This is a genomic window from Alcaligenes ammonioxydans (assembly GCF_019343455.1).
GTDB lineage: Bacteria > Pseudomonadota > Gammaproteobacteria > Burkholderiales > Burkholderiaceae_B > Alcaligenes > Alcaligenes ammonioxydans.
This window is the reverse complement of the sequence record NZ_CP049362.1, coordinates 2,868,292-2,888,935: the sequence shown is the minus strand read 5'-3', so window position 1 is coordinate 2,888,935 and position 20,644 is coordinate 2,868,292. Positions and strand designations below refer to the sequence as shown.

Below are 20,644 nucleotides of genomic sequence, written 5' to 3'. Positions count from 1 at the left end.
ATTAGTGACGGAAGTGGCGTGTGCCGGTCAGGACCATGGCAATACCACGCTCGTTGGCGGCGGCGATGACTTCGTCATCACGCACGCTGCCGCCGGGTTGAATCACGCAGGTGGCGCCCGCTTCGGCAACCACATCCAGACCATCGCGGAAGGGGAAGAAGGCGTCGGATGCGACGGCTGAACCCTGCAGGGTCAAACCAGCGTTTTCAGCCTTGATGGACGCGATGCGGGCGGAGTCCACACGGCTCATCTGGCCTGCGCCCACGCCCAGCGTCATGCCCTGACCGCAGAACACGATAGCGTTCGATTTCACGTACTTGGCCACGTTCCAGGCAAACAGCATGTCTTGCATTTGCTGAGCCGTAGGTTGAACTTGCGTCACAACCTTGAAGCCTTCGGTGTTGTCGCGGAACGTGTCAGGTGTTTGCACCAACCAGCCGCCGCCGACACGCTTCACGTCAAAGGCGTTGTGCGCCTGACCAGGCTGAATGCTGAGTACGCGTACGTTCTTTTTGGCAGCAAATACGTCCAAGGCGCCTTGTGTGTAGGAAGGTGCCAGCAGCACTTCTACAAACTGGCTGCTGATCGCTTGGGCAGCGGCTTCGTCCACTTCGCGGTTAAAGGCAATAATGCCGCCAAAGGCCGAAGTTGGGTCGGTTTGGAAGGCTTTGCGGTAAGACTCTTGGGCAGTTTCGCCCAGCGCCACGCCGCAAGGGTTGGCGTGCTTGACGATGACGCAAGCGCCGGCATCAAAGCTGCGCACACACTCCCAAGCTGCATCGGCGTCTGCAATATTGTTGTAAGACAGCTCTTTACCCTGCAATTGCTTGTAGCGGCCCAGCAGACCGTCGCCAATGGTGCCGTCTGTGTAAAAGGCAGCGCTTTGGTGCGGGTTTTCGCCGTAACGCAGGGTCTGTTCCTGTTTGAGCTGAATAGTCAGCACATTGGGCCATGTGTTCACTTCGGGGGCGCTGTCCTGGGCGGGCTCGGCTTGAGCCAGGCTGCTCAGGTAAGCGGCAATCGCGCCGTCGTAAGCGGCCGTGTGAGCATACACTTTGGCCGCCAGTTCCAGACGCAGGCCGTAAGAAGGGTGACCGGCAGGGCCGTCCATATCCGCCAGCACGCGTTCGTAATCAACAGGGTCAATCACGACACAGGCGCCGCCTTCGGGGGTGCCGTGATTTTTGGCTGCTGCACGCAGCATGGCAGGGCCGCCAATATCAATGTTTTCCACCGCATCGGCGAAGGTGCAGCCGGGCTTGGCGATGGTTTCACGGAACGGGTAAAGATTGACGACCAGCAGATCGATACGGTCAATGTCGTGTTCTTCCAGCGTCTTCAAGTGTTCGGCGCTGTCGCGACGAGCCAGCAGACCACCGTGAATTTTTGGATGCAGTGTTTTGACACGGCCATCCAGAATTTCTGGCGAACCAGTGTGCTGGGCCACTTCGGTGACGGTCAAGCCAGCCTGGGCCAGCAACTTGGCCGTGCCGCCTGTGGAAAGGAGACGCACGCCACGTTGGGCAAGTGCTTGGGCGAACTCGACAATACCGGTTTTGTCGGAGACAGAAAGAAGAGCTGTCTGGATTTTCATGGAAGGTGAGACGTGAGAGTTAGGAATCAGGGTTGCAGGTTGTGGGCACTGAGCTTCTTGCGCAAGGTACTGCGCGTGATGCCCAGCATTTCTGCGGCCTTGGACTGATTGCCTGCGGATTTTTCCAGGGCAACTTGCAGCACAGGCCGTTCCACGCACGAGATGACCATCGACAACAGATCGCGTGGCTCGGATTCGCCCAGATCGGCGAAATAGCGCTCGAGGCGTTCACGTACGGACTGTTCTAGTGGGTTGGTCGTTGACATTTTTTTCTGAAGGTATACGAAGTACTTAAATACAAAAGAGCCACATGGCTGACTTTTATTGCAGGTAGGGCTGGTCCAGGTCGCATTCTTGAAACCATTGAGTAATGGCTTCTAATTGATCTGCACAGTTTTCGATACGATTAATCTGATCCAGCCAGTGTCGGGCGTCAGGCATGTCCGACAGATACCAGCCTATGTGCTTGCGGGCAGTACGTACTCCAGTGTGCTGCCCGTAGAAAGCGTAATGGTCTTGCAGGTGTTCGATCATGCAATCGCGCAGCTCGCCAAAGGTGGGGGCAGCGCGATGTTCGCCATGCTCGAGATAATGCAGGATTTCCCGGAAAATCCAGGGGCGTCCTTGCGCGGCTCGGCCTATCATGACGGCATCCGCTCCGGTGTACTCTAGTACGAATTTTGCCTTTTCGGGACTATCGATATCCCCATTGGCGATGACCGGAATAGAGAGACTGTTTTTGACTTCGCGTATGGTGTCGTATTCGGCATGGCCCTGGTAGAAGTCGCAGCGGGTGCGGCCATGCAAGGTCAAAGCAGCGATGCCGATATCCTCGGCCAAGCGGGCAATACGAACAGCATTGCGCGATTGCGCATCCCAGCCGGTGCGGGTCTTGAGTGTAACCGGAACCTGGTAGGGAGTACATGCCTTGACAACATGCTCAAGGATCTGGATGATGCGCGGCTCATCGCGCAGCAGGGCGGAACCGGAGGCGACATTGCACACTTTTTTGGCCGGACACCCCATATTGATATCAATGATGCGGGCGCCTTTGCGGATATTGAACACCGCTGCCTCGGCCATCATCTCGGGGTCGGAACCGGCAATCTGTACTGCCACCGGATCGGTCTCGCCCTCGTGATTGAGGCGCCGTGATGTTTTCACGCTGTCCCACAAACGCTTGTTGCTGGCAGCCATTTCCGAGACGGCATAGCCTGCGCCCAAGCTCTTGCACAGACGACGATAAGGTCTATCTGTGACTCCCGCCATGGGTGCAATGAAAATAGGGTTGGGAAGGGTCCAGGGGCCGATACGCATGGGAAAGATTTTAACCCTGCGACACCGGTTCGTGCGCAAGGACTTGCAAGAAGAAAAAAGGGTTAGCCCCGATTCGGGGCCTTGGCAGCCAGTGTGCTTACGCGCGCATCCCTTGCAGAAGTTGCCGGGCAAATGGCTGACGGGCAAAAGGCAGGGTGTCCATGGCCAATAGCCCCAGACCACAGGCATGCTGGATCAATGGGTTTCTGGTCGCAAACAAGCGTGGCAGCGTGTCCGTGATGGCCGCCGTCAGCCAGCGATCAGGGCGACGCAGGCGCGCGTAACGAGCCAGAAATGGGTCTGGGTTTTGCCGACAATCTGCTTGCCAGGCCGCCAGGCACTGTGACAATTGCGCGACATCGCGCAAGCCCAGGTTCAGGCCTTGGCCGGCCACCGGATGAAGGGTCTGGGCCGCATTGCCTACGGCCAGCAGACGTTCGGACAGGCGGCTGGGGCCGGCATGAAAGGCGAGGGGGAAAATGTGGCGTTTCGATACCAGCTCCAGCTGTCCCAAACGCTCGCCAAAGGCGTGCAGCATGGCGGTCTGGAACTGCTCAACAGGTAGTTCGGCCAGGGACTGGCTGCGCTCAGGGCTGTTGCACCAGACGATTGCGTACAGATCCGGCGCATCAGGATGGGGCAGGGCTGCAAAGGGACCATTTTCCGTAAAGCGTTCATAAGCCCAGCCGCTTTGAGGCTGACTGGCGCGCACGGTGGTCAGCAAGGCGTGCTGACCATAGTCGCGGCGCACCCCTTTGGGGCGGACGCCATCGCATTGCACGGCCAGTAAGGCAGTGGCCTGCCCGCTATCGTGATCGACCAGAATCTGTCCGGGGGCGCTGTGGGTCTGCGCCTGCTGCGCGGGCAACAGGGTCACGCCGCTGTCTCGCAGTCGAGCGTGCAAGGCCCAGAGCAAATCGTCGTAATGGACGACGGCGCCCAGATCAGGCACCCCCAGCTCGTCAGCCTGAATCAGGCAGCGGCCCAGTCGTCCTTTCTGGGAAACATGCACGGTGCGCATCAGGGCCGCGCGCTCCGGCCAGGCCTGGAGCTGGTTCACAATCAGGCGGCGGCTGCCGTGATTGAGAGCCAGGGTGCGCGGGTCGCCCTGTGCATGTTCGGTGCTGGCCAGGTCGAAGTTTTTCCCCAGAACGGCGATACGTGACGGATTTGGGTGCTGGGCAGCCAGCATTAGCGCCAAAGCTGCGCCTACGGGACCGGCGCCACAAATGGCGATGTCGTAGTCAGTGGCATTCATGGGAACCTCATGACGGCAAGGAAGTAATTCGGGTATTGTACGGGAAGGTGGCTGTCAATTTGCCGTCAGGCCCGTGACAGCTGTGAGCAATGGCTGACAACACAAGCCCGGACTGGATGCCCCGCATGCCCCACCCGACTTTGTCATTGGAACAGACCAAACCATTTCGTCATCAGCTTACCGCCGCCTGCCTGTCCTTGCTGTTGGGGGCGATCGGCGCGCATGGCTGGTATCTGGGTCGTCGCTACTGGTATATCCCTTTGATGGTGACGGCATTGGCCATAGGGGGCACGGTGGCATGGAAGCAGGGGCTGGACGATGTGTTCCCGAACATGCTGATTTTGCCGGTCAGCGCCGGGATAATCGAAGCGGTGGTCTTGGCCCTGCGCAATCCGAAAAAATTTGATGCTCTCTACAACCCGCAAAGCGAGCGGCATAATCAACATGGCTGGCCTTCTGTCTTGACCGCCGTTATCGCAAGCGTCGCGTTTGTGAACATTAGCCTGTACTGGCTGGTACACATCATCATGGCGGTGTACCGCCACCTGGGCTGGCTGGATCTGTCTGTGTATTAAACACATCAAGTGCCTTGTAAAGTAAAGGTTTTTCACAGGTCTTCCCTTGTGAAGGAAGCAGGGGCACGTTACAATGCAAGTTCTTTCGTTTTATAGGAGCTGTGTGGTGAATCCCGACCCCGGCGACAGTGCTAGTCGATCTATGTTCGACCTAACCATGTCCAGGCGCGTTCAGGCCCGCTGATTCCTTCACAGCTTGCCGCGTCCTGGTAATTTCAGGGCGTGGTATCTCAGGCAGCTGTTCTGCTGCCCTCAATTCCCCGCCATTTCATTCTCTAGAAAGCCCTTGGCTTTTTCGAATCCTGATGTGTTGCAACGCTCATGTGCAATAGGGGGAATGTATGCGTATTTTTGATCTCTTTTTGCGCCGTGCCGGCATCCAGGCTTCTGCCCTGCGTGCCCGTGCTCCTTTGTCCGTCTCTCGCCTGACGGTTGTCTGCCCACGTGGCGATCTGGCTCAGATTCGGCGTCGTATCTATTCAGACCTGAATACGGCGGGTATCCGTGTGGCCAATGTGCAGGTTGACCATTCCGACACGCATGATACGGCCTGCGTGACGTTGACCTGCCCACCCGAGTTGCGTGCCGAGCTGATGCAGCGCGCACGGCTGATTCGGGATTATCCCGGTGTGTTGAATGTGAAGTGGGCAGGGCGCGAGCGTATTGCTATAAACTAAACCGCAACTGGATTTGCGGATGGCGCTGCTATGTCCTTGCTCGACTGGCTGACACCCTGGGAGTTCTCTCCTGTTCTGCTATTGACCTTTCTGCTGGTCATTATTCTGTACGTCCGGGGGCGGCAAGTGCACCGCCCCAATCTTTTGCGCCAGTCCTTCTTTTGGATTGGCCTGATTCTTCTCTACCTTTCCTTGCACACGCGCCTGGATTATTACGCTGAGCGCATGTTCTTCATCCATCGGGCCCAACATTTGATTCTTCATCATCTGGGTCCCTTGTTCCTGATGGGGGCTTATCCCGGCCAAACCTTGCGTGCCGGTCTGCCCCTGAGCGGGCGTCGAGCCTTGGCGCAATGGCTGCGCCGTCCTGTTGGGCGAGGCGTTCAGGCTATCTTGACCAACCCGATTCTGGTTGCCTTCCTGTTCGTTTTTCTGGTTCTGATCTGGATGCTGCCCACGGTGCAGTTTTACTCCATGTTGGACTGGCGTCTGTACCGTCTGATGAACTGGTCTGTGGTTATCAGCGGGATCCTGTACTGGAACCTCATTCTGGATCGTCGCCCTTCGCCTCCAGCCCGCTTGTCGGTGGGCGGGCGTATACTTTCGCCGGTCATTACGATGGTGCCGCAAATGATCGTGGGCGCCGTCATCACGTTCACCGAATACGACCTTTATCCGATTTTTGATCTCTGTGGTCGTGCCATTCCAGGTATGGACGCCCTGGCGGATCAGGTTATGGGTGGCCTGATTATGTGGGTGCTGGCTGGTTTGGTGGAAGTATTTGGCCTGTTGTATGCCTTAGGCACGTTGATGCGTTTGTCGACGCGTCACCGTTTGCCAGAATCGCGCAAGCCGGGCAGCGCTATGATGGTCAGGGCCAATTGATTTTGTCGGGAGTATCCATGTCGTTTAGACCTGCTCGTTCCACCTTGTCTTTGTGTCTGGCCCTGTCGCTGGCTTTCGGTCCGGTGCTGCCGGTACAGGCTCAGCCTGTGGGGATTCCCTCCATGGGAGCGGCTTCGGGGGCCGAGCTGTCGCCGGCTTTGGAGCGTACCTTGGGCAATGCCATCATGGAGCAGGGCAGGCGTTCGCCTGAATACGTGTCGGACCCGGACATCAACCAGTATCTGACTGACATGGGTCGCAAGCTGGCCCAGTATGGCCCCGCCATGGCACAACCCGTCACGGTGTTTGCCCTGCGCGATAGCAGTATTAATGCTTTCGCATTGCCGGGGGGATACATCGGCATTCATAGCGGGTTGTTTACGGCGTCGAAGTCCGAGTCCGAGCTGGCCTCGGTGCTGGCTCACGAAATCGCCCACGTAGCGCAGCGACACGTGGCGCGTGGCATTACGCAAAGCGCACAGAGCAACCATTTGCTGATTGCCGCTCTGGCCGGCGCCTTGCTGGGCGCCTTGGCCGGTAGTGGCGATCTGGCGATGGGGGCAGCCGCGTTTGGTCAGGCGGCGGCGGTGGATCGTCAGCTGGGTTTTTCGCGTCAGGCTGAGCAGGAGGCCGACCGGCTGGGTTTTGAAATGCTGCTCAAGGCCGGCTACGAGCCCCAAGGCATGGTGCAGATGTTTCAGCGCCTGGCTGCCGCCTCGCGCCTGAACGAGCGGGCCACTGCCAATGAATACGCCAGTACGCACCCCATGTCTCAGCAACGCGAGTCGGATATCAGCAACCGCGTGCGGGGCTTGCCGGCCAAACAGTATCAGGACACGCCCTCATTCTGGTATATCCGGGCCAAGCTGATGGTGCTGCAGGCTGGAGGAGGGCAGTCCCTGAGAGCATTGGAGCAGGCGCTGCAAAGTACGAATCAGTCACAAAGCGAGGTGGAGCGTTCGGCAGCCCAGTACGGTCTGGCCTATATTGCGCAAGGACGTCAGGACTATGAGCGGGCGCGTGCGCATTTGGCACAGGCCCGAGCGCAGGGCAAGTATCAGGCTCCCGAGTTGGATACCCTGGATATTCGCATTGCGATTGCCGATCGGGACATACAAGGCGCGCTGAATCTGGCCAAGCAGGCATGGCAGCGTTGGCCCAAGAGCCAAGGAGTGGCGTTGGCCTATGTGCAGGTTCTGCAGCAGTTGGGTCAAAATGATCAGGCCCAGGCATTTTTGCTGGAGCGCATCAAGCAATGGCCCGATGAGCCGCAACTGCACCAGTTGCTGGCCCAGACTTACGATCGCCTCGGGGATGGCGTAAAAGCCCGGCGCGCCATGGCTGAGTATTATCAACTGGTCGGGGCCTTGCCTACCGCGGTGGAACAACTGCAGCAGGCGCGTAATTTGACGCAGGATTTTTATCAGCAGTCCGAGCTGGATACCCAGATTCGTCAATTACGCGAACGGGTGGAAAGCGAGCGCGTCTTGCTGGAGCGGTTCCGCTCTTGAGCAATGCGCCGCTTGCCGGTGAGCTCAGTCGGTATCAGCTATTGGTTTCAAAGAAGCGGGCCAGGCGTGCGGGCAACCACCCCATATTGCCGGGAATACTCCCTGTGATGAAACCCACATGCCCGCCTTGTGCGGGCTGGTGCAGCAAGATGGCGTCCGAGCAATCCTGAATGGTGGGCAGGCTGACTTGTGGCACGAATGGGTCGTTCAGGGCATTCAGGACCAGTGTGGGCACTTTGATGTGGCGCAGCAAGGGTTTGCTGGAGGCGCGTGTCCAATAATCCAGGGCGTGGCTGAAACCATGCATCGGCGCCGTATAAATATCGTCAAAGTCCCGCAAGGTACGCGCTTGATTCAGACGTGCGGTATCGACCATGCCGGGGAATCGATGGGCTTTGTCCTGCAGTTTGCTGCGCATGCTTTTGAGGAAATAGGGCGAGTAGAACCAGCGCCCCATGCGGGACTCGGACAGATAGCGACCGCAGGCGACCAGATCCAGCGGAACCGAAATGGACGCACAGGCCTGCAGCCAGGAAACCTCGTCGCCCGCTTCGCCCAGGTATTTGAGCATGGCATTGCCACCCAGTGAGGTGCCGGCCGCATGCCAGCGCACATGGGGTAGATGCGTGCGCACCGTATTCAGAATAAAGCTGACCTCTTCTGAGTCACCCGAATAGTAGGCGCGTGCCATGCGATTGGGAAAGCCGGAGCAACCCCGGAAATGGGCCACCACGACAATCCAGCCGCGAGCGCGGAAATATTGCGCAATCGCCTGAATGTAATGGCTGCGACTGCTGCCTTCCAGTCCGTGAAACAGGACCAGGGCATGCGTGTCGGCCGTCGCCGGCAAGCTGTTCCAGTCCTGGTCTTGCATCCAGCGTCGGGCGGCAGTGCGCGACAAGTGGGCGTCAGGTTGAGCTGTGGCGCCGCTAGCCAATTTGTCGGCAAACAGACCGGGCCCGGTCCAGTCCAGATCCAGGAAGTCACCATCCGGTGTGTCGATTCTTTGACGAACAAAGGCGATGTGGTGATGGCGGGCGAAAAAAGCCCCATGGATGGTTTGCAGGTGTCCGCCAGGCAGCCAGGCCGGCAGGGGACAGGCGCTGGAATCCAGGCGGGCGACCGGATCGGCGTGACGCCAGGGTTGCGCGTCTACTCCGGGCGCCAAGCCCGGTTCCATCGCATTGCCAGAGGGGGAAGCAGTAGGGTCCAACGAAGCCAGTTTCAGAAATTAATGACCGTGAACTTTCTCGCCTTCTTTCAGGCGGTAGCGGGCACCACAGTAAGGGCAGGCGGCCTCACCGGTTTTGCTGATATCGATATACACGCGAGGGTGCATGTTCCACAGTGGGCTGCCAGGACGGGGGCAGTGCACGGGCAGATCGTCGGCTCCGACCATAATCAGTTCGTGATCTGCTTTTTTAGGTTCGATAGCGGCGCTCATAGGGTTCCTGATAAACAATGACAAGGGTAAACATACCGTACACGTAGCGGCGGTGCCGAACATTACGTGCCTAGAGTTGCGATTGTAGCAAGACACGGCCTGTTTTTTCTTGACCTTATCGACTGCGCAAGATGTTCGTGCCCGAGTTTTGCTTCTAGAATAAGGCCAATCATAAGTAAAGCTGTCACCGCTGTTCAGCGCTTGCGGGCAGCACATCTCAGGAGACGGCGTGTCAGCCATCACAAGATTATCGGCCTTGTTGCCCCGTGCACAGGATCGTGTGCATATGCGCGCCGGTTTTATCGACTTTATTCCTGCCCTGATTGCCACGGTGGTGTGGGGGTTTGTAACGGGCGTGGCCATGGTCAAGTCGGGGTTAAGTGGTGTTGAAGCCACCTTGATGACGCTGTTTGTGTATGCCGGCTCGGCCCAGCTCACTGCCTTGCCCCTGATTGAGTCTCACGCGCCCTTGTGGCTGATTTTTACCGCCGGTTTCATCGTCAATATTCGCTTCATTATTTTTGGCGCGGCCCTGCAGCCCTTTTTTCGTCATCTGAGCTGGAAAAAACGCCTGGGCCTGGGCTATATCACCAGCGATATGGTGTTTGTGTTGTTCATGTCCAAGTATGGAGATGCCAAAGAACGCGGCTCGCGTGAGCATCTCTGGTATTACCTGGGCATTATTTTGCCTGGCTGGTTAAGTTGGCAGATTGCCTCCTTGTCTGGCATTGTGCTCAGTGCCTATGTGCCGCCTTCCTGGTCGCTGGAGTTTGCGGCCATTCTGGCTTTGCTGGCGCTGTTGATTCCGCTGGTCAACAACCGCGCCATGTGGGCCTGTCTGATAACCGCCAGCGTGATTGCGTGGGTCGGACAGGTGCTGCCCTTGCGTTTAGGACTGGTCGCTGCGGTGCTGGGTGGCGTGCTGGCGGGCGTGGCGGCAGAACAACTGCAACGGCATAGGGATGCACGGTGATGAGCGATTGGCAGTATGATTGGTACGTTTTGGGTGCAATCGCCCTGTTGGTGTTGTGCAGCTTGCTCACCCGCTCAGGCTATTTCATGTTTGGTGATCTGCTGCCCCTGACCGAACGTATGCGGCGCGCCTTGCGCTTTGCTCCGGTGGCTGCTCTGGCAGCAATCATCATCCCGGAACTTTTGCCTTGGGCTTACGGCGACACCCCCCGATTGGATATTAAAGCTCTGGCCAGCCTGGTAGCTGTGCTGGTATTTATCCGTACCCGTAACGCTGTTTGGGTAATCGTGGCCGGGATGGTGGCGTTCTGGCTGATACGTGCCTTGATGCCCTAAAATCCTGACGCGAGTACTTACCTGTTCGTCACTGCTGTTGAGGCAGGCGGGCATAAGTTAAAATAGGATTGTTACAAATGCTTGCCACTCGTGGCAAGCCGACTTTTTGCGTACATGACAGATAAAACTCCTTCGACCTCCAATGACCTTACGTTTGCTGATTTCGGTCTGCACCCAGGAATATTAAGCGCCGTTACCGGAGCGGGGTATTCCAAGCCTACGCCTATTCAGGCTGAGGCCATTCCCGTGGTGCTGGCCGGCCGTGATGTCATGGGGGCAGCCCAGACGGGTACAGGTAAGACGGCCGCTTTTTCCTTGCCTATCCTGAATCGTCTGATGGCACATGCCACGACCAGCGCGTCGCCTGCCCGTCACCCGGTGCGGGCCTTGGTATTGACGCCCACTCGCGAGCTGGCCGATCAGGTGGCTGAGAGCATCGCGCTCTACAGCAAATCGGTTCCGCTGCGCTCGACGGTGGTGTTTGGCGGCGTGGATATCGGACCGCAAAAAGAAGCGCTGCGGCGGGGTGTGGAAATTGTTATTGCCACCCCGGGCCGTTTGCTCGATCACATTGATCAGCGCACCATCAATTTAAGCCAGGTCAGCATTCTGGTGCTGGACGAGGCAGACCGCATGCTGGATATGGGCTTTTTGCCTGATCTGGACCGTATTGTTTCCTTGCTGCCCAAAAATCGTCAGGGCCTGCTGTTTTCGGCCACTTTCAGCAAGGAAATCCGCAAGCTGGCACGCACTTTCCTGAACGATCCTGTCGAAATTGAAGTGGCCGCACGCAATGCAACCGCCTCTACGGTCACGCAGGTGGTGTACCCCATGTCGGCTGAGGACAAGCGTCGTGCCGTGGTGCATCTGGTCAAGACCAAGAAGCTGACTCAGACGATTGTTTTCTCCAATACCAAGATTGGCGCTGGGCAATTGGCCCGCTATCTGGAGCGTGAAGGTATCAAGGCCGAGTCCATTCACGGCAACAAGAGTCAGCTGGAACGCATGAAAGTACTCGATGCGTTCAAGAGCGGGACTGTGGACGTGCTGGTAGCCACCGATGTGGCGGCACGAGGTCTGGATGTGGCTGGCATGCCTTGCGTGATCAACGTGGATCTGCCATACAACGCCGAAGATTATGTGCACCGTATTGGCCGTACCGGTCGTGCGGGGGCGTCCGGGGAGGCCATTGCCTTGATGGCGCCGGACGAAGAGCATTTGCTGCAAGAAATTGAAAAACTCATCGGGAACCCGGTTCCCCGCCTGAAGCTGGATTTGCCCTCGGCGCCGTCCTCGTCTCGTTCGGGTTCCAGCCGTCACGAGCGTGGCGAACGTCGTTCGTACCAGTCGAACACGCCACCCATAGACGATTTTTTCCTGAAACCCTACGAGCCTTCCAGCGCGGCGGCCCCCAAGCCTGCGGTGACAACGCCCTCCAACACCACGCGCAAGCGTTCGGTGGGGGTTTTGCTAGGCGGCGGCCGCTACTAAGGCGCGCAAATCTCCAGGCCCGGCATTCAGGACCGGGCTGCGTTCTGAAATGCTTTGCACCAGACGCTCCAGATGCTCAATATGAGGCAACATGGGACCGTAAAAAACGGTCCCATTTTTATTTTGGATCTGTATGGTGGGGAAGTCCTCGATATCTTCATCGCCCAACAGATCGGGTTGCTCTTCGATATCGATCCAGACCAGACAGGCCTGGGGAAACTGCGCAGCCAAGGCTTCAAAGGCGGGCTGATACTGTTGACAGGTCTTACACCATTGGGCACAGAAACAGGCAATCAACAGGGCATCGGGTTGGGCGTGCAGGTGGGCCGCCAGGGCGGGCAGATCATGTTGGGCGTTGAACAAGGCCATAATTTCATACAGACAAAAAGAAGTGACTGTGTCTATGATACTCGGGTAATTGAATTTGCTTAGCAGGAGCCATATGTCCTTTTCATCGTCCGCCCCCTCGCGCTCGGGCCCTGCTGGCGGATGGGCCAGCATTTCCACCGCCTTCAAGCGATCGTTGGTGTCGCAATTTCAGCCACGCATGCTGATGGCCCTGCTTATGCCCTTTCTGATCATGTTCGTGGGGCTGATTTTACTGAGCTGGCTGTTATGGACTCCTATCCAGACCTGGTTGCTGGAGCTGCTCGGCGGCTGGAATGCCTTTGAGTCCGTCGATCAGTGGCTGGTGGGCCTCGGCTTGTTTTCACTGAAAGTGTATCTGGTACCGTTGCTGGCGATTGGGATTTTGCTGCCCCTGGCAGGGGTGCTGGGGCTGGTCCTTGCGGCAGTGCTGGTCATGCCCCTGGTTCTGGGGCATTTGCAGCAGAAAGATTATCCCGATGTCATCAAACAGGGACACAATGCCACGGTCTACAGTGTTTGGAACGCGGTGTGGGTGGGGACCCTGTTTGTAGTGGGGTGGCTCCTGACCTTGCCTTTATGGATTTTTCCTCCTTTTGCGCTGATTTTGCCGGTGTTGTGGTGGGTTTTTGCACTCACACGGATATTGCGGGTGGACGCGCTGGTGGAACATGCCAATGTGCAGGAACGCAAATATCTTTGGTCCCGTCTGAGCAGTCAATATTGGCTGATTGGTCTGATTTTTGCCTTGTTGAACCTGATTCCGCCGGCCTGGCTGGTTTTACCCGTGTTCTCGGCGCTGGTATTTGCGCATTTCTCTTTGGAAAACCTACGTCGCCTGCGTCAGCAAGAAGCAGTTGCGACCACTCATCCACTTATTGACCATGACAACTAACGATCAAGCCATTATTCGTTTGATTATCATCGGTGACGAAATCCTGTCGGGACGTCGCTACGATAAACATTTTTCAAAACTGATTGAACTGCTGGGAGCCAGAGGATTGCAACTGGGGGGCGCACAGATCATTCCCGATGATCTGGACACCATTGCCGCAACCTTGGAACGTAGTTTTGCAACACCGGATATCGTGTTTTGCTGTGGCGGGATTGGTGCCACGCCCGATGACCAGACTCGACAGGCTGCTGCCAAGGCGTTGGGCGTGGAGTTGACGCTGCACCCAGAGGCTGCGGCCCTGATTGCGGAGCGTTGTGCTGAAAATGAACGCAATGGCTTGGGCAGTGCTGATATGTCTTTGCCGGAAAACCAGCAGCGCCTGCAAATGGGGGTGTTTCCTGAAGGTGCTGAAATTGTTCCCAACACCTATAACAAGATCCCTGGATTTTTTATTCGCAATCACACGTTCATGCCCGGCTTTCCCGTGATGGCCTGGCCCATGATGGAGTGGACGCTGGATACCCGGTACCGCGACCTGCATCATCAAGCTCATCGGGTGGAGCATTCCTTCCTGGCATTCAATTTGCCAGAGTCGCGGATTACACCGGCTATGGAACATGTCGAGCTTCATTGGCCAGGAGTCAAAGCCTTCAGCCTGCCCAGTGTGGGGGAGGCAGGCGGACAGCCGCACATTGAGCTGGGCGTCAAGGGGGAGGCGGAACCATCCGCCGAGGCCCTGGCCTACCTGCGGCAACAGGTGCTTGACTTGGGTGGGAGCTTGAGCCCTGCGCTAAAATAGCGCTTGCCAAGCACGCGCGCATTTCATATTATGGAATTTGTTGCGTTGCATCATAATTCTGCCAATAATGACAACAAATTCCTTTACGCCTTCTAGCGCGTCGTCAAGTAACGGGGGTCAGATGTCGATCCAGGTTCTGGAACGCGCCATGATTCTCCTGGACGAACTGGCCAAGCAGTCCGAGCCAGTGGCCTTGAAGAATCTGGCGGCGGCAACTGGCCTGCATACCTCTACGACGCACCGCATTCTCAATGATCTGGTCGTCGGTCGTTATGTCGAGCGCGTGGACAGCGGTTTGTACCGTCTGGGCATGCGTCTGCTGGAATTGGGTTCTCTGGTCAAGGGGCGTCTGAACGTACGCGCCGCCTCTTTGGGACCGATGCGTGAACTGCACAAGTACACTGGGCAAACGGTGAATCTCTCCTTGCAGCAAGGGGATGAAATTGTGTATGTGGAGCGATCCTGGAGCGAGAGTTCGGGCATGCAGGTGGTGCGCGCCATTGGTGGGCACGCGCCTTTGCATTTGACCTCGACTGGCAAGCTCTTTTTGGCCTCCTGGGAGCCCCGACAGGTGCGGGCTTACGTGATGCGCACCGGGCTGGCTGGCGCGACTCGGAACAGCATTACCCAACTTGATCTGTTGGAACGTGAGCTGGCCCAGGTTCGTCGTCTGGGTTATGCCCGTGATAACGAGGAGCTGGAGATGGGTGTGCGCTGCATCGCGGCGGGGGTGTATGACGACACGGGCAAGCTGTTGGCGGGCCTTTCCTTGTCTGCTCCGGCTGAACGTCTGCATGACGACTGGATACCGGTTTTACTCAATACCGCTGCCAAAATCTCTGAAACCCTGGGTTACGACAAACAGCGCTAGACCCTTGTTTTCAGGCGGTTTTGCCTGCGTTGAGTACATAGTCAACGGCATTTGTTGCATTGCAGCAAATCCCGTTGACTTTGTTTTGGATAGCGCTTAAAGTGGAATTGTTGCGGTGCAACATAGAAGGTTTGCCTTGCGTAGTTGCGAGTGGGCCGGGCCTTCTTCAGACCCCTGTCTAGTAACACAGTCACTAATTTCACGCTGGCTTGACCCAGGCCACGTATCTCCAAGGAAAACATCATGAGTGCTATTCCCCAAAATGTACTGCAAGCTCAACAAGCGACGTTGAACAACCTGTTCGCCGCTCAAGGTCAGTTGTTGCAGGGCTTTGAGAAGCTGGTTGGTTTGAACCTGAATCTGCTGCGCAGCTCGCTGGAGCAAGCGGCTGGTCAATCCCAGCAGGCTATCAACGCTAAAGATGTGCAAGACGTGGTGGCTTTGTCGCAGAACGTGGCCAAACCCAGCGCGGCTCAGGCTCTGGAATACGGCAAAAGCGTTTACGACATCTTCTCCGACCTGCAATTGAATCTGTCGCGCATTGCGGAAGCCCAGTTGGCGCAAGGTCAACAGCACGCCGCTGATGCGATCGATCAACTGGCCAAGAATGCTCCTACTGGCACCGAAAGCGCTGTTGCGTTGTTGAAGTCTTCGTTTGCCACAGCGACCAATGCCGCTGAAACCGTGGTGAAAGCGGCCCGCCAGGCGGCTGATGCTGCTGAAAGCAACATTCAGGCAGCGACCAATGCCAGCCTGAAAGCGGCTGCTCAAGTGACGGAAGCTGGCAACAAAACGGTTGAGGCTGCTGCCGCTGCTGCTACCGCTGCTACCAGCAAGAAATAAATCTTTGCTTGCCTGATTTGATCAGGTGCCAAAGAAAAAGCCAGCTCATTGAGCTGGCTTTTTTATTGCATGCTGGGCAATCTGTGCGCTTGTTGCTAAAGAGGATGCTACTGCCCGCGTCAAGCGGGCAACAGGTGTGTTACAGCGCGCGAATACACTCGGAAATCAGCGCAGGGCCTTTGTAAATCAAGCCGGTATAAAGCTGCACGGCTTGTGCACCCGCCTGAATTTTTTCCTGCGCCTGACGACCAGACTCAATCCCGCCCACACCAATAATCGGGAAGTCGGGGCCTAGCTGTTCGCGCAGACGACGAATGACGTTCAAGGATAATTCATGGACTGGAGGGCCGGACAAGCCACCTTGTTCCTGACTATGCTGCAAGCCTTTAACTGCATCGCGTGACAGGGTGGTATTGGTGGCGATGATGCCGTCCAGGCCTTGCGAAGGAACCGTCTCGGCAATAGCGTCGATTTGCGACTGATCCAGATCAGGAGCGATTTTCACCACAATTGGCACGTAGCGCTGGTACTGTTGGGCCAGTTCACCGCGCAAGGTTTGCAGGGCGCCCAAGAGGCGAGCCAATTCGTCCTGTGCCTGTAGCGCGCGCAGGTTCTGGGTGTTGGGCGAGGAAATATTGACAGTGACATAGTCTGCGTGCGGATAGACCGCGCGCAGGCAGGTCAGATAGTCCTGGTCAGCCTGCTCAATAGGGGTGGTGGCATTCTTGCCAATATTCAGTCCGAGAATGCCTCCTTGGGAGCGAAACTGACTTTTACGCACATTGTCGATAAACGTATCCAGCCCGTGGTTGTTAAAGCCGAACCGGTTGATGAGGCTATGGGCCTCAGGCAAGCGAAAAAGACGGGGTTTGGGATTGCCGGGCTGCGGCTTCGGGGTCACCGTACCCACTTCCACAAAACCGAAACCCAGTGCTCCCAAAGCATCGATATGGGCGCCGTTCTTATCCAGGCCAGCGGCCAGTCCCACGGGATTGCGCAACGTCAAACCCATTAACTCCAGGGGTTTGCTGGGCAGGTCTTTGAGCAAATTTCCCAAAAGCGGGGTTTGGTGGGCGCAATGCAGAGATTTCAGAGTCAGTTCGTGCGCGCGTTCAGCATCCAGACTGAACAGCACCCGACGAGCCAAGGGATAAAGGCTGAATAAGGCAGACATGGGGATCGATAAAAGAGGACATTAAGCCAGCCATTCCCAACGACCTTTCATCAGGAGCTGGTAGGGGCGAAAGCGGGTTTTATAAGCCATTTTACGGCTTTCTTCGATCCAGTAGCCTAAATAGAGCCAGGGCAGCGATTGCTGACGACAATAGTCCAGTTGCCACAGTACGGCATAGGTGCCCAGACTGCCGGTGTCATCGGGATCGAAAAAGGTGTAGACGGCAGATAGTCCGTCTTGCAGCACGTCAATCACTGCCACAATTTTCAAGGTGCCGTCAGGCTCGCGAAACTCCAGCAGGCGCGAAGTGACGTGGCTGGCCAGCAAAAACTGGGCATATTGTGACTGGTCATCGTCATCCATGCCCGCGCCGGGGTGACGACTGGCCTGGTAACGGCGGTACAGCGCGTAGTGTTCTGCGTTCCAATGCAAAGGCAGATCCTGCACGATCAGCGTACTGTGGCGTTTTTTAGCGCGGCGCTGGGTGCGGTCCGGTTTGAAGTTCTGGGTATCGCAGCGCAAGGGCAGACAGGCGCGGCATTGGTCGCAATAAGGACGGTAGGTAAAGGTGCCGCTGCGCCGAAACCCTTGCTGGACCAGCCTGGAGTACACCGCATCGTTGATCAGATGGGCGGGAGCGGCAACCAGAGAGCGTGCCTGTTGTTCAGGTAGGTAGCTGCAACGATAACTGGCCGTGGAATAGAATTGCAGCGTTTGGGGACTGGGTGCTTTGGGATAATTCATGCGACTCTGCCAAGCGTGATAGAGCCATTATGGGATGCTCGCGCCCACCTAGCAAGTTGGGGGCAGGCCTAGTGGCAGGGGCCCGCTTGGCCAGGCGGGGCCGGGTTGGCTTGTGGCCCAAGCCAGCTTTTGCAGGAAGGCCTTGCGGGGAATGGGGGCCGCGCCCAAACTGGCCAGGTGGGAGGTTTCCTGTTGGCAGTCTATGTACGGCACGCCGGCAAACCTCAGAAACTCCACCAGATGAGCCAGGGCGATCTTGCTGGCATCGGTTTGCAAGGCAAACATGGATTCGCCAAAAAAGAAGCGCCCCAGACTGACACCGTACAAACCGCCAGCGAGCTTGCCGTCCACCCAGGTTTCTATGCTGTGTGCATAGCCTTCGTGGTGCAGCTCGGTATAGACCTTTTGAATGTCCGGGCTGATCCAGGTTCCGGTGATGCTGCGCAGGGCTGCACATTGGCCAATTACTTGCTCAAAGGCCAAATCGCAGGTGACGCGGATGCGAGCTTGGGCCAGATCCTGCTGTCGATGAATCTGACGCAATTTCTTGCCCAGGGACCGGGAAACCTTGAACTTGTCGACCTCCAGCACCATGCGCGGGTCCGGAGACCACCACAGTACCGGGTCGCCCGGGCTGTACCAGGGGAACATGCCTTGACCATAGGCCTGCAGCAAACGCGGGACGCTCAAATCCAGGCCCGCAGCCACCAGCCCGTCAGGGCTGGCATGTTCCGGGTTAGGCAGGGCTTGTTCTGCAGTGACCCATGTCAGCGCCATGATTACTCGTGGTCGCGGGGGGCGATATCAAACTCGTGGATTTGGAAGCGGCCGGCTTTGTGGTCCTGAACGTAGCGTTCCAGCGTGGCGCTGACCGTACGGAAAGCCAGCTGGTCCCACGGAATTTCGTCCAGGTGAAAAAAGCGCGCTTCCAGGGATTCCGGGCCGGGGTCCAGCACATCGCTAGTGACTTTGGCCAGATAGTACACATGCACCTGTTCTGCATAGGGCACGCTGATGACGGTAAAAAGCGGGCCGGGTTCGACCTGTGCGCCCGCTTCTTCGCCCATTTCACGCAAGGCGCCCTGCACCAGGGTCTCGCCCAGCTCCATAAAGCCGGCCGGCAGCGTCCAGGTGTTGTAGCGTGGCTCGATGGCTCGACGGCACAGCAAGACCTGATCGTCTTTCCACATAGGAACGATACCGACCACATTGCGAGGGTTCTGATAGTGAACGGCCCCACAGTTTTCGCAGACGTCGCGCATGCGGTTATCGTCTGGCGGCACCATGCGTGTCAGCTTGCTGCCACATTGAGTGCAAAAGTTTTGTGTACGAGGGGCGGGAAAATAAAAAGAGGCGGATGGCTGGGTCATGCAGATTCTGTGAGGGCGGTTCAAGTTGGATCGGGCTCTGGCAAAACAATATACGCCAATTCCCGGGCCGGTGACACGCAGGAAGACCACACCGTCAACGGACAGGCATCAGGATAGGCGGGCAATGTCCAGCCTTCGTAGTGGCAGGGCTGCCCCAGATCCAGGCTGTCCAGTCCCTGATCGGCTGAGCGCAGTTGGTCCAGCAAGGCGGCAATATCACGGCCTGACAGCAAGGCGGGACCGGCAGGCGTGCGCAGATAGAGTGTGCCCTGGGCACTGAGATACCAGGCCTGGATGGTGTCGACTTGTCTGCCCGTATGGTCTTGTAAATGAAGCAGGTCCTGGGCCAGAGACACGATCAGGGGGGCAGCGTCCAGCCGAACGTAGACTCGTTGAGGGCCATTCTGAATAAACCAGCGGCCTTGCTCATCGCTCTGGTAGTTGCGATTGAAAAAAGCCAGCAGCCCTGGATGAGTGATGCGCTCACCGGGCTGCTCGGGATACCGGTTGGCATCACCGGCCCGATGATGACGCCAGTGGCCGGATTGATCCAGGGAAAGATAGCCGCTGACAGCGGGGACATTGGGCCATTTTTTCATGGCTTCAATAACGGCGGTATCCATAGAGTTAGCCTGGCAGGGGGGAAAACAAAGGGTGGCAGCCATACTGGCGCCACCCTTGATGGGAGAGGGGCGACAGCACAGTCGCCCCAAGGGCAAGACGGTCTGGTGTCTTAAGCCATATAACTGCGTTGCAGGGTACCGGGCAGGGGGTGCGAGTGAGTCTTTTCAACTTTGACTTCCGGCGTTTCATTGCCTTGCAAGGCTTTGGATAACAAACTGGACAAGCGTTGGCGCATATCCTGTGGCACATGACTGAGGGCATCCGAGAGCCAGTCGATGTAATAGGGCAACAGGTGTTCGCACAATTCGTGTCCGGCTTCGGTGAGTTTAACAGTGAGCACACGGCGGTCTGAGGTATTGTTTTGTCGCACCAGCAACTGCTGCTGTTCCAGTCCGTCAAGCAGCCCGGTAATGGTGGCCCGGGTGACACCGGCCTGCTCTGCCAACAGAGCCGGGCTCAGCCCCGACGGCTGGCGGCTAAGCAAAAACAACAGGACCAGACGTCCTTCGGATAGGCCGAACTCGTTCAAAACAGTGCTGGAGGCGCGATTAATGCTGGAGGCCAGCGACAGAACGCGCAAACACAGTTCGATATCCTCGGTTTTAGGATGAGCCCGGCGCTGTGATTCGCTCAGGATGGTTTGATATTTCAGATCGAGTAATTTCATAGTGCTGTGCCGTTAAGGAGGGCGCGGCAAAGAGCAGTAGTTATTTAGAAAGAATCAACAAAACCCAATAAAAACGGGTTTGCTTTCTTTTATTACTGAGCCGCTGCTTTTAATGTGGAAATTGATCTTATTTTTTAATTCCATTTTGTCTGATTTAAACATCTTTTATTGATCAGGAATTTTCATTTAGTAAAATAAGACCAGTTTTTTTCAGTATAGGCAGCCATACTT

24 protein-coding genes are annotated in these 20,644 nt (G+C 57.0%); 11 read left to right on the top strand and 13 right to left on the bottom strand.

Translation table 11 applies throughout. The annotated features are described in order from the left end of the window. Position 1: 1 nt before the first annotated feature. The 4 genes from purH to FE795_RS13250 form a co-directional block, all read right to left on the bottom strand. Positions 2-1,594 (bottom strand): bifunctional phosphoribosylaminoimidazolecarboxamide formyltransferase/IMP cyclohydrolase, encoded by a 1,593-nt coding sequence (gene purH / locus FE795_RS13265; protein WP_003803087.1) that lies wholly within the window; start codon positions 1,592-1,594, stop codon positions 2-4. 26 nt (positions 1,595-1,620) lie between these two features. Beyond that, complete coding sequence (locus FE795_RS13260; RefSeq protein ID WP_003803089.1) at positions 1,621-1,860, bottom strand: helix-turn-helix domain-containing protein; 240 nt, start codon at positions 1,858-1,860, stop codon at positions 1,621-1,623. Positions 1,861-1,915: 55 nt separating this feature from the next. Beyond that, on the bottom strand, positions 1,916-2,911 hold the full coding sequence (dusB, locus tag FE795_RS13255) for a tRNA dihydrouridine synthase DusB (protein WP_131070837.1): 996 nt from the start codon (positions 2,909-2,911) through the stop codon (positions 1,916-1,918). Positions 2,912-3,008: 97 nt separating this feature from the next. Beyond that, a complete protein-coding gene (locus FE795_RS13250; RefSeq protein ID WP_003803094.1) occupies positions 3,009-4,169 on the bottom strand; it encodes an FAD-dependent monooxygenase in 1,161 nt (386 codons plus the stop codon). Positions 4,170-4,258: 89 nt separating this feature from the next. On the opposite strand from FE795_RS13250, the gene FE795_RS13245 reads away from it, so the two are divergent. From FE795_RS13245 to FE795_RS13230, 4 genes are all read left to right on the top strand, one after another. After that, positions 4,259-4,744 carry a hypothetical protein gene (locus tag FE795_RS13245; RefSeq protein WP_003803095.1) on the top strand — a complete coding sequence of 162 codons (486 nt, stop codon included), beginning with the start codon at positions 4,259-4,261 and terminating at the stop codon, positions 4,742-4,744. A gap of 341 nt (positions 4,745-5,085) precedes the next feature. Next, the gene (locus tag FE795_RS13240; protein WP_003803097.1) at positions 5,086-5,421 is read left to right on the top strand and encodes a hypothetical protein; all 336 of its coding nucleotides are present in this window, start codon (positions 5,086-5,088) and stop codon (positions 5,419-5,421) included. Positions 5,422-5,451: 30 nt separating this feature from the next. Continuing rightward, positions 5,452-6,306: a cytochrome c oxidase assembly protein gene (locus tag FE795_RS13235; protein WP_131070836.1), complete on the top strand. Its 855-nt coding sequence runs from the start codon at positions 5,452-5,454 to the stop codon at positions 6,304-6,306. A 17-nt stretch (positions 6,307-6,323) separates the two neighbouring features. Then, positions 6,324-7,817, top strand: a complete 1,494-nt coding sequence (locus tag FE795_RS13230; RefSeq protein ID WP_230406193.1) for a M48 family metalloprotease — start codon at positions 6,324-6,326, stop codon at positions 7,815-7,817. Between the two features lie 34 nt (positions 7,818-7,851). Here the strand turns inward: FE795_RS13230 and FE795_RS13225 are convergent, their stop codons facing one another. Together FE795_RS13225 and FE795_RS13220 are read right to left on the bottom strand one after the other, a co-directional pair. Beyond that, positions 7,852-8,997: a YheT family hydrolase gene (locus FE795_RS13225; protein ID WP_131071848.1), complete on the bottom strand. Its 1,146-nt coding sequence runs from the start codon at positions 8,995-8,997 to the stop codon at positions 7,852-7,854. Positions 8,998-9,048: 51 nt separating this feature from the next. After that, entirely contained in the window at positions 9,049-9,261 is a 213-nt protein-coding gene (locus FE795_RS13220; protein WP_003803104.1) for a zinc-finger domain-containing protein, read from the bottom strand. Positions 9,262-9,547: 286 nt separating this feature from the next. On the opposite strand from FE795_RS13220, the gene FE795_RS13215 reads away from it, so the two are divergent. The 3 genes from FE795_RS13215 to FE795_RS13205 all read left to right on the top strand — a co-directional run bounded on the left by FE795_RS13215 (position 9,548) and on the right by FE795_RS13205 (position 12,060). Continuing rightward, positions 9,548-10,234: an AzlC family ABC transporter permease gene (locus FE795_RS13215; RefSeq protein ID WP_003803107.1), complete on the top strand. Its 687-nt coding sequence runs from the start codon at positions 9,548-9,550 to the stop codon at positions 10,232-10,234. Beyond that, positions 10,234-10,569, top strand: a complete 336-nt coding sequence (locus FE795_RS13210; protein ID WP_003803109.1) for an AzlD domain-containing protein — start codon at positions 10,234-10,236, stop codon at positions 10,567-10,569. Before FE795_RS13215 ends, FE795_RS13210 begins: the two co-directional genes overlap by 1 nt. A 114-nt stretch (positions 10,570-10,683) precedes the next feature. Further along, positions 10,684-12,060 carry a DEAD/DEAH box helicase gene (locus tag FE795_RS13205; protein WP_080584990.1) on the top strand — a complete coding sequence of 459 codons (1,377 nt, stop codon included), beginning with the start codon at positions 10,684-10,686 and terminating at the stop codon, positions 12,058-12,060. On the opposite strand, the gene FE795_RS13200 is transcribed toward FE795_RS13205, so the two are convergent. Beyond that, positions 12,040-12,429, bottom strand: a complete 390-nt coding sequence (locus FE795_RS13200; protein ID WP_003803113.1) for a thioredoxin family protein — start codon at positions 12,427-12,429, stop codon at positions 12,040-12,042. The genes FE795_RS13205 and FE795_RS13200 overlap by 21 nt on opposite strands. Before the next feature lie 73 nt (positions 12,430-12,502). Between FE795_RS13200 and FE795_RS13195 the strand changes: the two genes are divergently transcribed. The 4 genes from FE795_RS13195 to phaP all read left to right on the top strand — a co-directional run bounded on the left by FE795_RS13195 (position 12,503) and on the right by phaP (position 15,834). After that, the gene (locus FE795_RS13195; RefSeq protein WP_003803115.1) at positions 12,503-13,321 is read left to right on the top strand and encodes an EI24 domain-containing protein; all 819 of its coding nucleotides are present in this window, start codon (positions 12,503-12,505) and stop codon (positions 13,319-13,321) included. Further along, on the top strand, positions 13,311-14,120 hold the full coding sequence (locus FE795_RS13190; RefSeq protein WP_059318578.1) for a competence/damage-inducible protein A: 810 nt from the start codon (positions 13,311-13,313) through the stop codon (positions 14,118-14,120). The genes FE795_RS13195 and FE795_RS13190 overlap by 11 nt, the downstream gene beginning before the upstream one ends. A 121-nt stretch (positions 14,121-14,241) precedes the next feature. Continuing rightward, entirely contained in the window at positions 14,242-14,991 is a 750-nt protein-coding gene (locus FE795_RS13185) for an IclR family transcriptional regulator (RefSeq protein ID WP_003803119.1), read from the top strand. Positions 14,992-15,234: 243 nt separating this feature from the next. Further along, positions 15,235-15,834 carry a TIGR01841 family phasin gene (phaP, locus tag FE795_RS13180; protein WP_003803121.1) on the top strand — a complete coding sequence of 200 codons (600 nt, stop codon included), beginning with the start codon at positions 15,235-15,237 and terminating at the stop codon, positions 15,832-15,834. 139 nt (positions 15,835-15,973) lie between these two features. On the opposite strand, the gene FE795_RS13175 is transcribed toward phaP, so the two are convergent. From FE795_RS13175 to FE795_RS13150, 6 genes are all read right to left on the bottom strand, one after another. After that, the gene (locus FE795_RS13175) at positions 15,974-17,008 is read right to left on the bottom strand and encodes a quinone-dependent dihydroorotate dehydrogenase (RefSeq protein ID WP_059318579.1); all 1,035 of its coding nucleotides are present in this window, start codon (positions 17,006-17,008) and stop codon (positions 15,974-15,976) included. Between the two features lie 21 nt (positions 17,009-17,029). Continuing rightward, positions 17,030-17,752 carry an arginyltransferase gene (locus FE795_RS13170; protein WP_003803127.1) on the bottom strand — a complete coding sequence of 241 codons (723 nt, stop codon included), beginning with the start codon at positions 17,750-17,752 and terminating at the stop codon, positions 17,030-17,032. Between the two features lie 48 nt (positions 17,753-17,800). Beyond that, complete coding sequence (gene aat / locus FE795_RS13165; RefSeq protein WP_131070834.1) at positions 17,801-18,529, bottom strand: leucyl/phenylalanyl-tRNA--protein transferase; 729 nt, start codon at positions 18,527-18,529, stop codon at positions 17,801-17,803. Between the two features lie 2 nt (positions 18,530-18,531). Further along, positions 18,532-19,122, bottom strand: coding sequence for an NUDIX hydrolase (locus FE795_RS13160; protein ID WP_003803130.1), 591 nt, complete (start codon positions 19,120-19,122; stop codon positions 18,532-18,534). 20 nt (positions 19,123-19,142) lie between these two features. Beyond that, positions 19,143-19,745: a DUF2946 family protein gene (locus tag FE795_RS13155; RefSeq protein WP_003803132.1), complete on the bottom strand. Its 603-nt coding sequence runs from the start codon at positions 19,743-19,745 to the stop codon at positions 19,143-19,145. Positions 19,746-19,855: 110 nt separating this feature from the next. After that, a complete protein-coding gene (locus FE795_RS13150) occupies positions 19,856-20,413 on the bottom strand; it encodes a MarR family winged helix-turn-helix transcriptional regulator (RefSeq protein ID WP_003803134.1) in 558 nt (185 codons plus the stop codon). Positions 20,414-20,644 lie beyond the last annotated feature (231 nt).